The organism is Meiothermus granaticius NBRC 107808 (assembly GCF_003574355.1).
Lineage (GTDB): Bacteria > Deinococcota > Deinococci > Deinococcales > Thermaceae > Meiothermus > Meiothermus granaticius.
On the sequence record NZ_QWLB01000015.1, the window covers coordinates 38,191 to 50,125 of the forward strand.

An 11,935-nucleotide genomic window follows, 5' to 3' on the forward strand; every position below is an offset into this window, starting at 1 on the left:
GCATGGCCATCACCCGCATCGAGATCACCCACCACCAGCTGCCGCTCGACCCCCCCTTTCCCGCCTCCTGGGACCCCCAGCCGCGCACCCGGTTTCCGGTCACGCTGGTGCGGGTCTACGACGACTCCGGCCAGGTAGGGATTGGCTCCGGCGACGCCATGTACGGCTTCGGCGATTTCCAGCGCTACTTCCTGGGCCAGGATCCCCTCGACCTCGAGCGCCACCAGGCCGTGCTGGCCAACATCGAGTTCCACGCCGGCCGCCCCTGGCCGATGGATGTGGCCCTGTGGGATCTGGCCGGAAAGATCCTGGGCCAGCCGGTCTGGCGGTTGGTGGGCGGGCGTTCCAACCGCATCCGGGCCTACGCCAGCAGCGGGGTCCACCGCCCGGTGGCCGAGATGGTCCGGCTGGCCCGGCATGTGCACGAACGCGGCTTCCCGGCCCTGAAGGTGCGCTTCGGACGGCCCAGCCTGGAGGAGGACCTGGCCGTGGTGGCCGCCATCCGCGACGCCCTGGGAGACGCCCTGGCCCTGATGGTGGACTGCAACCAGGGCTGGCGGATGCCCTGGGACGTGCGACCCCCCTGGACCCTCGAGCAGGCCCTATTGGTGGCCCGGCGCCTCGAGGCGGAAGGGGTGTACTGGATGGAAGAACCCCTCCACCGCGGCGATTACGAGGGCTACCGCCAGCTCCGCCAGGCGGTCTCGATCCGCATCGCGGGGGGGGAGATGACCCGCGAGCCCTACGAGTTCCGCGAGCTGCTGACCCGCGACTGCCTGGATGTCTTCCAGCCCGACGCGGTATGCAGCCTGGGCATCGGGGGGTTGCGCAAGCTGGCGCTGGAGGTGGCGCAGGCCGGCAAGATTTTCACCCCGCATACCTGGGGCAACGGCATCGGGCTGATGGCCAACCTCCACCTGACCGCCGGCACCGTGGACACCCCCTTCATCGAGTTTCCCTACGACCCGCCCGAGTGGAGCCTGGAGCGCCGCGACTACCCCCTGCGGCAGGCCATTGACACCGACGAGGCGGGCTACATCACCCTGTCCGAGGCCCCAGGCCTGGGCCTCGAGCTCGACGAGGACCGCCTGGCCGCTACAGCCAGCCGCCAGGCCACTTTTGCCTGAAAGAGGAAGCCATGAACATGTACATCGGAGAAGCTTTTGTCGGCAGCGGCCCCAACGCCGCGCACCTCAATGTGGTGCTGGGCCCGCGCAACGGGCCGGTGGGCACCGCCTGGGCCACCGCGCTCAGCAGCCCCAGCGCCGGTCACGTGCCCTTCATGGTGGTGCTGCAGCCGGGGGTGCCGGTGAAGCCGGCCACCGTATTCATCAACAAGGCCGCCCTCTCCGGCGAGACCCACGAGACCATGACCTGGGGCCCGGCCCAGGCCGGGGTGGCCAGGGGCATCCAGGAATGCCTCCTGGAGGGCGTCCTGCCCGTCGAGGCCGAGAACGAGTGGTGCGTGCTGGCCGCGGTCTGGGTCAACCCCAGCGCCAACCAGGCCGACGAGGTGTTTGCCAACAACTACAAAGCCGCCAAGGACGCGGTCATCAATGCCCTGGGGCTGCTCCCGCTCCTCTCCGACGTGCGCGAGGCGGCGAGCCGGGTTCATAACCCCTTCTACACGCCCAAAGACTGAGCGGGCCCAGGCAGTCCCATCCACTCCCGAGGAGGCACATGGAATACGTTCGCTTTGGCAATACCGGTCTCAAGGTGTCCCGGCTGTGCCTGGGCACCATGACCTTTGGCAGCCCGGCCTGGCGGCCCTGGGTGCTGGATGAGGCGGCCTCGGCCCCCATCCTGCGGGCGGCCCTGGAGCGCGGCCTCAACTTCTTCGACATGGCCGATTACTACTCCCAGGGGGTGGGAGAGGAGGTGGTGGGTCGCATCCTGCTCCAGCACGCCCGCCGGGAGGAGCTGGTGCTAGCCTCCAAGGCCTACTACCCCACCGGCCCAGGCCCCAACCAGCGGGGCCTCTCCCGCAAGCACCTGTTTCACGCCATAGACGCCTCGCTGCGGCGCATCGGCACCGACTACCTCGACCTCTACATCGTGCATGGCTTTGACCCCGAGACCCCCATCGAGGAAACCCTGGAAGCCCTGAACGACCTCGTGCGCAGCGGGCGGGTGCGCTACCTCGGGGCCAGCACCATGTACGCCTGGCAGTTCGTGAAGATGGTCTACACCTCGAGGCTCCACGGCTGGAGCCCGTTCGTCTCCATGCAGTGCCAGCTCAATGCGGCCTACCGGGAGGAGGAGCGCGAGATGATTCCCTTCTGCCGCGACCAGGGGATAGCCGTCACCCCCTTCAGCCCGCTGGCCCGGGGGCTCCTGAGCGGGGAGCCGGACAGCCTGCGCAACCAGACCGACACCTTCACCACCGAGATGTACGGCGACGAAACCTCGCACAACATCGCCCGGGCGGTGGCCCGGGTGGCGCAGGGTCGCGGCCTCAAGCCCGCCCAGGTGGCCCTCAACTGGGTGGTGAACCGCCCGGGGGTGACCTCCACCCTGTTCGCGGTGGAGAGCGTGGCCCAACTCGACGAGCAGATCGCCGCCCTGGGATTCCAGTTATCACCTGAGGAGCAGTGGGAGATTGACCGCTGGTACACCCCCTGCGACGTGATCAACGACCACCACCCCCAGCGCATCCCCCGCACCCCCCGCTAAGTTGCGCCAGGGTGAAAATGCGAGACCAGCGAATGCGGTAAGTATGTACCTGGCGCAATTCCCCGCCGATGTTGGCGAGCGCCGTTTCCCATTTCAACGATGGAGACACTTAGGAGACCGCCATGGTTGCAGAGAGCTTCAATACCCGCGCCCTGATCGGTGCGGACTGGGTGCAGACCGCCAAGACCTTTGAAGTGGTGAGCCCTTACTCCGGCCAGGCCCTGGCCCAGGTGGCCGATTGCGGCGAGGCCGAGGCCCACCGGGCGGTGGAAGCTGCGGTAGAGGCTTTCCAGGCCTGGAGGGAGACCACCGCCTACGAGCGCTCGAGCCTGCTGGAGCGCTGGCACCACCGGATCCAGCAGGACGAGCTCTACCTGGCCCGGCTGATCGCACTGGAGATGGGCAAGCCGGTCAGCGAGGCCCAGGGCGAGGTGCGCTATGCCGCCAGCTTCGTGAAGTGGTATGCCGAGGAGGCCAAGCGCATCTACGGCGAGATGGTGCCCAGCCAGTTTCCCCACAAGCGCCTGCTGGTGCTCAAGGCCCCGGTTGGCCCGGTCTACGGGATAACCCCCTGGAACTTCCCGGCGGCCATGGCCACCCGCAAGCTCGGACCGGCCCTGGCCGCGGGCTGTACCTTCATCCTCAAGCCCGCCGAGCAGTCCCCCCTCACCGCCCTCCGCCTAGCCGAGCTATGGCTGGAAGCCGGGGGGCCGCCGGGAACCCTTCAGGTGCTGCCCTGCGCCGACCCGGTGCCGCTGACCCGGGTGATGATGGCCGAGGAGCGCATCCGCAAGCTGACTTTCACGGGTTCTACCGAGGTGGGGCGGCTCCTGACCCAGCAAAGCGCGGCCACCCTCAAGCGGGTCTCGATGGAGCTGGGTGGGCACGCCCCCTACCTGATCTTCGAGGATGCCGACCTGGAAAAAGCCGTGCGCGATGTGGTGGCCTGCAAGTTTCGCAACGCCGGCCAGACCTGCGTCTGCACCAACCGGGTGTATGTGCAGCGAAGCATCCTCGAGGCCTTTGCCCGCAAGCTGGTCGAGGCGGTGGAGGGGCTCACGGTGGGGGATCCCCTCGAGGCCAGCACCCAGATCGGGCCGCTGGTGGACGCCCAGGGGCTGGAAAAGGTCAAGGGCCATGTGGCCGATGCCCAGCAAAAAGGCGCCACCGTGCTGACCGGGGGCCGCGCAGGCCAGGGGCTTTTCTACCTGCCCACCGTGCTGGCAGGCGTCAACCCCAGCATGAAGATCATGCAGGAGGAGACCTTTGGCCCGGTGGTGCCCCTCCTGGCCTTCGAGACCGAGGAGGAGGCCCTGGCCGCCGCCAACGCGAGCCCCTACGGCCTGGCCGCCTACCTCTGGACCCAGAACCTGAGCCGGGCCATCCGCCTGGCCGAACGCCTGGAGTATGGCATCGTGGGCCTCAACGACGCGGTTCCCTCCACCGCCCAGGCCCCCTTTGGTGGGGTCAAGGCCAGCGGGTATGGCCGGGAGGGAGGGCACTGGGGGCTCGAGGAGTACCTGAGCGTGAAGTATGTTTCGCTGGGAGTCTAATACCAACTCTACGCGTGAGCGGCGCTAAACGCGCCCCTCACTTGCCGCGCCAGGGGGCGCGTCCGAGGGACTTGTATATCGCTTTTGGGTCACTTCTGAGCAGATTCGGTATAAGGGCAAGAGAGCCTTTGCAAATGCCGAAATCACCAGAGCAGTCAGGTAGCACGGGGTAACGGAAAAGTGTTCGAAGCCCATCACAGCCTCTAGATGGACGGATGTGCGGTGACTCCATGCAGGGTTTAGCCTATGCCGGCACCCAAATTAATGGCGACCTCGAGGCCGGCCTGAGCTCGGCAAGGATACCTGGGCCTACCGGGCCGTGCTCGAGGCCCCAGCGGGTAGTACCACGGCAGGAGTGGCGAAAGAGTTGGTTTTCGAAGGGATATTCGCTACAGCGATTGCTTTATTTGCTCCAGAAATTGTGCTGGTGTGAGTATTTTCAAACGCTTGTGCTTGACCGAAACTACGTGCTCATCTCCACTCACCATGTATTGTGCGCCCGCTTCTACCGCCAGATCGAGCAAAGGATTGTCGTCTTCATCTTTGGAAAGGCCGCGTTTTTGTTTTGGCTCGATCAAAATGCAGGCTTTGCGTATCTCTGCAATCAGTTCGGCACGTTCGCTGGTGGTGGTCAAGACCCTGAACTTTTCGTTCAGGATTCGCCGGATTTCTTCAATCTGGTACTCGGAGGTACAAACCTCGAAAGCACCTTTTTCCCAGGCTTTGCGGATACGGCGCGTGGTGCTTCCCGGCTTAGAAAGCAGGCTAGATACAAATACGTTGGTATCTAGCACTATGCGCATCACTTATTGATTCGAGCCAGTATCTCGGCGTCGCTCAGGTTGATTCGTTTACCAATTTGGTCGGCCACCTTGCCCAGTGCCTTCACCGCTCTTTTGCGCTCTGTGGCGGGCGGGGTAAGCAGTAAATCCTCGGCCAGGATGACGTCAATAGCCTTGGCCAGCTCCTTTTCCCACCCCTTCCCTTTGGCCCTTTTGAGTTCGGAAAGCTTTTTGCCCAGTTTTTCGGGTAGCTCGACCACCATGAGGCCAGTGTAACACGGCGCGCTTTGCTCAATATCAGCGGTTTTGGCATACCTGGACGTAAAAAAGCACGGTTCCAAGGTGGTATAGGCGCTGTGTTCGTAGCGAAACGCGCCCGGGGGTCGCAGAAAAGCTGGCTCGGACAATGCCCAAGGCGGGGTATGGATGCGGTAATGGATGGTAGAGCGCTCTTCATCTATTCTGAGTCTGTCGAATTCAAGAAAGCTTTGTCCTGGACAGAACCGTGGCCGCCTGGAAACTTGAAACCTAAGCACCCGTAGGTCGGGCCCGGCCTACGCTTGTCCCTTCTCGTTTTCGTAGGCGGCCACGTCTGTGATCGAGCCAACCGATTAAGCACGGCCCTGAGGCGAGCGCCACCTCACTCCAAAAAGATGGGGTTGGACAGCACCAGGGTACGATCCCACTCGCGCCCGTGGCCGGAGGTTCCGCCTTGAGGGGGGAGTGCAAAGACCTCGAGCCGATAGTAGTCTCCCGCCTGGGGGTCGTGGTCTTGGAACTGCAGGGCCAAAGCCTCCCGCGGGACGGGAATGTCCTGATGGGCGTGGTAAAAGCCATTCTTGATCAGCAGGACCCGGGCGGGAAAGGCCAGGTCCTGCAGATGGGCCTCTAGGGTTAGGCTCGAGGGGGCCTTTAGGCGCTCCCCCATACCCGCCCGTTGCCCCGGGGCGGTGGCCACAAACTCCAGCCTGGGCCCCAAGGAAACATAGGCCCGCCCCGCTTTCAGCCCCGCCAGGAGGGCCTGGGGGTTCAGGCCCTCGGCATAGACATAGGTAAACACCTGCCCCAGGCGGTGCCGACCCGCGTAGGGGTCATGGGAGTCGGTCCCGGCTACCCCGGTGATGCGCAGCCCTTGGCGCAGCAAGCTGTCCCAGAGGGTCAGTTGGCTGGTGTTGGCGCTGCCCTCGAGGTGGTGGTAAATCTCCATCAGATCGGCCAGGGTCCAGTCGAAGCGGTGGTAGCGCCAGCCCAAGTCCAGCGAGAAGGCATGGTTAACACAAAACAGCCCACCCTGGGCGTGTACCGCCCGGGCCACATCGTTCACCCCCCAGCCCTCCCCATCCACAAAGGGGTTAACCCAGCTCGAGAGCCCATGCAGGTTGGCATGACCGTTGTGGGCGGTCAGCTCCATCCCGGGAATCACGCATAAATCCGGCCCCGATAAGGCCTTGAGCTCGCTCCAGCCCGCCGGGGTGTAGTGATCGGTAAGGGCCAGGAAATCCAGCCCATAGCGCCGGGCCGCCTCCACCACGCTTTGGACATCGGTCCGCCCGTCGCTGTGATGGCTGTGGGCGTGCAGCTCCCCCCGGTACCAGGCGGCACCCGAGCGGCCATTGTGCGGGGCCGGCGGTGGGGCCGGGAGGAACGGCGGCTCCGGGCTGGCCTCCACGCTCAGGTCGTACTCGGTGGCGTGCTGGGTGCGCTCGAGGTCTAGAAGAACCCGCCATACCCCCGGTTCAATGGGCCCCGGCAGAGCGCCCAGGCTGGCCCCCCCTGCACCGAAGATGAGCTCGAGCTCCACTGCGCCCACCGCCCCCGGCTTCATCCGAGTACCCCGGTAGCCCGCCGGCCCAAAGACCGACAGGTAAAGCTGACAGATCCCGGCTTTGTGGTAGCGCAGCCGGACCCGCAAGGCGGCCACCCCCGGCGGCACCTCGAAGGTGTGGTAGGTGTAGCCAGGCCGCGCCTCCTGGGGGATGAGCCCCCGCTCGCTCAACAAAAGCCTTTGGAAAGAAGTATTCATCGAAATGGGGGCTGGGGCCGCGGCCCCAGGCGCTCCGGTGAGTGCCTCTCCCCCTCACCTCCCTTGGCGGTTTCGGCAGGCTCTGACCCAAGCCCGTGGGGCCCGGGCGGTGCTGTGCTCGAGCACCCTAAGCGCGGCCTGTCAGAACGGGGTCAGGCGGCAATATCGAAGGCTGTAACAAGTTTGTAACAACGCTTCGGTACACTTCTGGCATCAAGTCAGGGGTTTGTCAGGATGTATCTCAGCGGCCTAGGGGTTTATCTGCCCACACCACGCATGACCAGCGGCGAGATCGCCGCAGCCAGCGGCCTGCCGGAATGGGTGGTGCGGGAGAAGCTGGGCATCCAGCAAAAACCGGTGCCCGGCCCGGGGGATGATCCCGCCAAGATGGCGGTCAGTGCCGCCAGGGGGGCCCTGGAGGACGCCGGGATCAGCGGGGCAGAAGTGGACGTGGTGCTCTCGATCGTCGAGGAGTACAAGGACTATCCGGTCTGGACCAGTGCGCCCTACATCGCCCTCGAGGTCTCCGCCGGGCGAGCCTGGGGCTTTGACCTCAACCAGAAGTGCGCCTCCTTCATCACCGCGCTCAGCGTGGCCCAGGGCCTCTTTGCGGCCCGGTCCGAGGTGGGGACGATCCTGGTGGCCGGAGGGTATCGCAACGGCGACCTGATCGATTACCGCGATGAAAACGTGCGCTTCATGTACGACCTGGGGGCGGGCGGGGCGGCTGCGGTCTTGCAGCGCGAGGGGCCGGGGATCCGGCTCCTCTCCACCCGGCTCAAGACCGACCCAGCGCTGGCCCAGAGCGTGCTGGTCCCGGTGGGGGGAACCGTGCAGCCCCTCACCCCAGAAACCCTCGGGCAGTTCAAGCTGCGGGTGACCGACCCCGAGGGGATGAGGTCCCGGCTCGAGGCCCGCTCCCTGCCGGGATTCCTGGAGGTGATCGGCGGTGCGCTGGAGGACGCGGGGTACACCGCCGCCGACCTGGACTACCTGGCCCTGCTGCACATGAAGCCCTCGGCCCACCGCGCGGTACTCGAGGGCCTGGGCTTGGCCGAGGACCAGACCCTTTACCTCTGCGATTACGGTCACCTGGGCCAGCTCGACCCCATCCTTTCCCTCCAGCTGGCCCGCGGGGCGGGGAAAATTGGCCCCGGCAGCCTGATGGCCTTGGCGGCGGCGGGGGTGGGGTACCACTGGGCCGCGGCCGTGCTGCGCTGGGAGGAAGCCTGATGGAGCTCAACGCCAACTGGCTGGCCCGACTGGCTGGGTATCATCCCCAGCGCCCCGCGGTGTTCTGGCGCGGGGACTGGATCAGCTACCAGGAGCTTTACGCCAGGGCCCTGCGCGCGGCCGAGTCCCTGGCCGGGCTGGGCATTGGCCGGGGCGACCGGGTCGGGGTGCTGGGGCCCAACCACCTGGGGTATCTCGAGCTGTACTTTGCCGCACCGCTGCTGGGTTTTGTGCCCACCCTGTTCAATCACCGCCTGAGCCGGGCTGAGCTGGCGGGGTTGGTGGAGTACACCCGGCCCCAGGCCCTCTTCTACAGCCCGGAGTCCCAGGGGCTGGCCCAGGCCCTGCACCCCAGGGCGTATGCGCTCGAGGGGCTCTCCACCCCCATGTTTCATGCCGCCCTGAACGCGCTGGCCACCCCGCTTTTATACCTGGGGGCCCGCCTCCTGATCCAGGAGCGCTTCGACCCCGGGGAGTACCTGCACTGGGTGGACGAGCACCGCGTAAGCCTCCTCTTCCTGGTGCCCACCATGTTCCAGATGCTGGCCAACCATCCCGGGTTCACCCTCACCGAGTTCTCCAGCGTCCGCTGGGCCATCTCCGGCGGTGCCCCCTGTCCGGCCCCGGTACGGGAGGCGTTTCGGGCCAAGGGCATCCGCTTCAAGCAGGGGTACGGCCTCACCGAGTGCGGGGTGAACTGCTTCACCCTCGAGCCCGAGGAGGCCGAGCGCTACCCGGACTCGGTCGGGCGCCCGATGCCGCACCTCTGGGCCCGGCTGGTAGACCCCCAGGGCCACGAGGCCCAGGGCGAGGGCGAGCTCTGGCTCAGCGGCCCGGCCGTGATGTCGGGGTATTTCGAACGCCCCGAGGCCAGCGCCGCCGCCTTGGTAGCGCACGAGGGGCGCACCTGGCTGAAGACCGGCGATCTGGCCCAGCGGGATGCGGAGGGGCGGTTCTACATTGTGGGGCGGGCCAAGGAGATGTTCATCTCCGGTGGGGAGAACGTCTACCCCATCGAGGTCGAGCGGGCCCTCTACGATCACCCAGCGGTCGCGGAGTGTGCCGTGGCCGGTGTTCCCGACGCCAAGTGGGGCGAGGTGGGGATCGCCTTTGTGGTGCTCAAGGGCCAAGCCAGCGAGGAGGAGCTGCGCGCCTTCTTGAAGGGGCGGCTGGCCGGGTACAAGGTGCCCAAGCGCATCGTGTTTTTGCCGGAGCTGCCCAAAAGCGGCCCCGGAAAGATCCTCAAGTCGGAGCTGGTAGCCCATTGGGGAGGTTCGCATGCCTAAGCTCACGGTGAACGGTCTCGAGCTGTACTACCAGATGGAGGGCCCCGAGCAGGGCCCGGTACTGGTGCTGGCCAACGGCATCTTCCAGCGGGTCGAGGCCTGGGAGCCCTTCATGCCGCACCTGGCCCGCTTCCGGGTGCTGCGCTACGACATGCGGGGTCAGGGGCGCTCCGGGGCGCCCGAGGGGGCCTATACCCCTGAACTCCACGCGGACGACCTGGAGGCGCTGCTGGCCGCCCTGCAGCTCGGGGCCTATCACCTCCTGGGCCTCTCCAACGGGGGGGTGGTGGCTCAGGTGCTGGCCTCGCGGCAGCCCCCGGGCCTACAAAGGCTCATCCTGCTGTGCACCACCGCCCGGATGGATCCCCTGATCCAGGCCAAGATCGAGAGCTGGCGCCTGGGTCTGGAGTGGGGCGGGACGGACGGGCGCCTCAGGATCGCGCTGCCTTGGGTCTGGGGGCGCAGCTTCCTCGAGGCCCACCCTGAGGTCGCGGGCCCGGCCTCGCTCGAGCAGATGCGCCTGGCCGCCCCCAGCGCGGCAGCCCAGCGCAACCTCATGGCTGGATTCAACACCCTGCGCGACCTGCGCCCCCAGCTGGCCCACCTCCGCACCCCCACGCTGGTCCTTGCGGGGGAGGAGGACCTGCTGCTGCCGCCGCACTACGGTCAGGAGATCGCCCAGGCCATCCCCGGGGCGCGGTTCGAGGTCCTGCCCCGGGCCGGCCACGCCGCACCGCTGGAGAATCCCGCCGCGGTGGCCCAGGCCATTCACCGCTTTCTGGAGGTGGAGGGATGAAGTTCAAGGTCGGGGATTCGGCCCACTACAGCCAGACCATCGGCGAGGCCCAGATCGCTCAGTTCATCGGCGCGGTGGGCGATACCAACCCCCTGCACGTGGATGCGGAGTACGCCAAGCAGACCCGCTTCGGCGCACGGATCGCCCAGGGGATCCTGGTGGCCGGGCTGATCTCCACCGCCATCGGCACCAAGCTGCCGGGGACCGGGGCCATCTACCTGGGCCAGAGCCTGAAGTTCCTCAAGCCCACCTACCTCGGCGATACCATCACCGCCACCGTAACGGTCAAGGCCATCCGGGCAGATAAGCCCATCCTGACGCTGGAAACGGTGTGTACCAACCAGCGCGGGGAGCGGGTGCTCGAGGGCGAAGCCAGCGTGCTGTACGAAGGACCAGAGGAGGACGTATGAAGCGAGTCTTAGTCGGTTGTTTAGCCCTTTTGGGTCTGGCCCTGGCCCAGACCACGGTCCGGGTAGGGGTGCTGCTGCCCCTCTCGGGGGTTTCCTCGGTCTCGGGTAAGGCCGCGCTGAACGGCATCCAACTGGCCGCCGATCAGGTCAATGCGGGGGGCAAGGTCAAGCTCGAGCTCATCACCGCCGATGACGGCACCGACCCAGCCAAGGCCGTCCCGGCCCTGACCAAGCTGATGACCGTGGACAAGGTGGACATCGTGATCGGTGGGCTGGCCTCCGGGGTAACCTTTGCCCTCTCCGGCCCGGTCAAGCAGTACAAGCCGCTGTTCCTCTGCATCGGTGCGGCCAGCTCGGTGGTGGAGGGGGCCTTTAGCGACTACCCCCTGTTCTTCCACTACCACCCCTGGGACTACAACAACGTGACCGCCGCCATGGACTTCTTCAAGTACCTCTACACCCAGGACGCACGCAAAATCGCCATTCTCTACGAGGACGGCCCCTTCGGCTCCGCAGGGATCAAGACCTACCAGGAGCAGCTCCAGAAGGTGGGCTATACCGTTCAGGCCGAGCCCTTCAAAACCGGCTCCGGCAACTTCACCGCCATTCTGACCCGCTTCAAGGCCTATAAGCCCGACATCCTGTACTGGATCGGCTACGACGTGGACGCGCTGCCCATCGCCACCCAGGTGCGGCAGGTCGCGCTGGCCCCCAAGCTGATCTACGGGGCTCCCCCTTCCTGGCCGGTGGGCTTTGAGAAGAACCCGCTTTCCAACGATATCGTGGGGATGAGCGCCTGGCTGCCCTCGGTCTCCAACCCCGAAAGCCGCAAGTTCACCAGCGCCTACCAGAAGAAATACGGTGAGCTGACCGAGGAGTACATGGCCCCCATGGGCTACACCATCGTGATGAGCCTGGCCAAGGCCATAGAAGCCGCGGGCAGCGCCGACAAGGACAAGATCGCCGAGGCCCTGGCCGGGGTTAAGATGGACACCCCCTTCGGTCCACTGGCCTTCAAGCCCTCGGAAACCGGCAAGACCAAATACCAGGGCTTTGGCGCCAGCATCTGGTTCCAGTTCCAGTACCTGGAGGGCACCCGGCGCCCGGTCTTCCCCCCCAGCGTGGCCACCCGTCCGCTGCGCTACCCCGGTAGGTACTAAACCCCCCCAGGGCTGACCC

At 66.2% G+C, this 11,935-nt stretch carries 12 protein-coding genes; 9 read left to right on the forward strand and 3 right to left on the reverse strand.

Annotated features, from left to right (window positions below):
* Nucleotides 1–2: 2 nt before the first annotated feature.
* The 4 genes from Mgrana_RS06910 (at nucleotide 3) to Mgrana_RS06925 (ending at nucleotide 4,226) form a co-directional block, all read left to right on the forward strand.
* Complete coding sequence (locus tag Mgrana_RS06910; protein WP_119356876.1) at nucleotides 3–1,127, forward strand: mandelate racemase/muconate lactonizing enzyme family protein; 1,125 nt, start codon at nucleotides 3–5, stop codon at nucleotides 1,125–1,127.
* An 11-nt stretch (nucleotides 1,128–1,138) separates the two neighbouring features.
* The gene (fae, locus tag Mgrana_RS06915; protein ID WP_119356877.1) at nucleotides 1,139–1,642 is read left to right on the forward strand and encodes a formaldehyde-activating enzyme; all 504 of its coding nucleotides are present in this window, start codon (nucleotides 1,139–1,141) and stop codon (nucleotides 1,640–1,642) included.
* A gap of 38 nt (nucleotides 1,643–1,680) precedes the next feature.
* Nucleotides 1,681–2,673, forward strand: a complete 993-nt coding sequence (locus tag Mgrana_RS06920; RefSeq protein ID WP_119356878.1) for an aldo/keto reductase — start codon at nucleotides 1,681–1,683, stop codon at nucleotides 2,671–2,673.
* Nucleotides 2,674–2,795: 122 nt separating this feature from the next.
* Complete coding sequence (locus Mgrana_RS06925) at nucleotides 2,796–4,226, forward strand: NAD-dependent succinate-semialdehyde dehydrogenase (protein ID WP_119356879.1); 1,431 nt, start codon at nucleotides 2,796–2,798, stop codon at nucleotides 4,224–4,226.
* Nucleotides 4,227–4,615: 389 nt separating this feature from the next.
* Here Mgrana_RS06925 and Mgrana_RS06930 read toward each other — a convergent pair whose 3' ends face one another.
* The 3 genes from Mgrana_RS06930 to Mgrana_RS06940 form a co-directional block, all read right to left on the reverse strand.
* Nucleotides 4,616–5,029 carry a putative toxin-antitoxin system toxin component, PIN family gene (locus tag Mgrana_RS06930; protein WP_119356880.1) on the reverse strand — a complete coding sequence of 138 codons (414 nt, stop codon included), beginning with the start codon at nucleotides 5,027–5,029 and terminating at the stop codon, nucleotides 4,616–4,618.
* On the reverse strand, nucleotides 5,029–5,271 hold the full coding sequence (locus Mgrana_RS06935) for a hypothetical protein (RefSeq protein WP_119356881.1): 243 nt from the start codon (nucleotides 5,269–5,271) through the stop codon (nucleotides 5,029–5,031). The genes Mgrana_RS06930 and Mgrana_RS06935 overlap by 1 nt, the downstream gene beginning before the upstream one ends.
* Nucleotides 5,272–5,648: 377 nt before the next feature.
* Entirely contained in the window at nucleotides 5,649–7,031 is a 1,383-nt protein-coding gene (locus tag Mgrana_RS06940; protein ID WP_147021189.1) for a CehA/McbA family metallohydrolase, read from the reverse strand.
* A 234-nt stretch (nucleotides 7,032–7,265) separates the two neighbouring features.
* On the opposite strand from Mgrana_RS06940, the gene Mgrana_RS06950 reads away from it, so the two are divergent.
* Genes Mgrana_RS06950 through Mgrana_RS06970 form a run of 5 tightly spaced genes read left to right on the forward strand, consistent with a single transcriptional unit; the run spans nucleotide 7,266 to nucleotide 11,916 of the window.
* Nucleotides 7,266–8,264, forward strand: coding sequence for a 3-oxoacyl-ACP synthase (locus Mgrana_RS06950; protein ID WP_119356884.1), 999 nt, complete (start codon nucleotides 7,266–7,268; stop codon nucleotides 8,262–8,264).
* Complete coding sequence (locus Mgrana_RS06955; protein ID WP_119356885.1) at nucleotides 8,264–9,550, forward strand: class I adenylate-forming enzyme family protein; 1,287 nt, start codon at nucleotides 8,264–8,266, stop codon at nucleotides 9,548–9,550. The genes Mgrana_RS06950 and Mgrana_RS06955 overlap by 1 nt, the downstream gene beginning before the upstream one ends.
* A complete protein-coding gene (locus Mgrana_RS06960) occupies nucleotides 9,543–10,346 on the forward strand; it encodes an alpha/beta fold hydrolase (protein ID WP_119356886.1) in 804 nt (267 codons plus the stop codon). The genes Mgrana_RS06955 and Mgrana_RS06960 overlap by 8 nt, the downstream gene beginning before the upstream one ends.
* Nucleotides 10,343–10,756 (forward strand): MaoC family dehydratase, encoded by a 414-nt coding sequence (locus tag Mgrana_RS06965; protein WP_119356887.1) that lies wholly within the window; start codon nucleotides 10,343–10,345, stop codon nucleotides 10,754–10,756. Before Mgrana_RS06960 ends, Mgrana_RS06965 begins: the two co-directional genes overlap by 4 nt.
* Complete coding sequence (locus Mgrana_RS06970; protein WP_119356888.1) at nucleotides 10,753–11,916, forward strand: ABC transporter substrate-binding protein; 1,164 nt, start codon at nucleotides 10,753–10,755, stop codon at nucleotides 11,914–11,916. Before Mgrana_RS06965 ends, Mgrana_RS06970 begins: the two co-directional genes overlap by 4 nt.
* The last annotated feature ends 19 nt before the right edge of the window (nucleotides 11,917–11,935 follow it).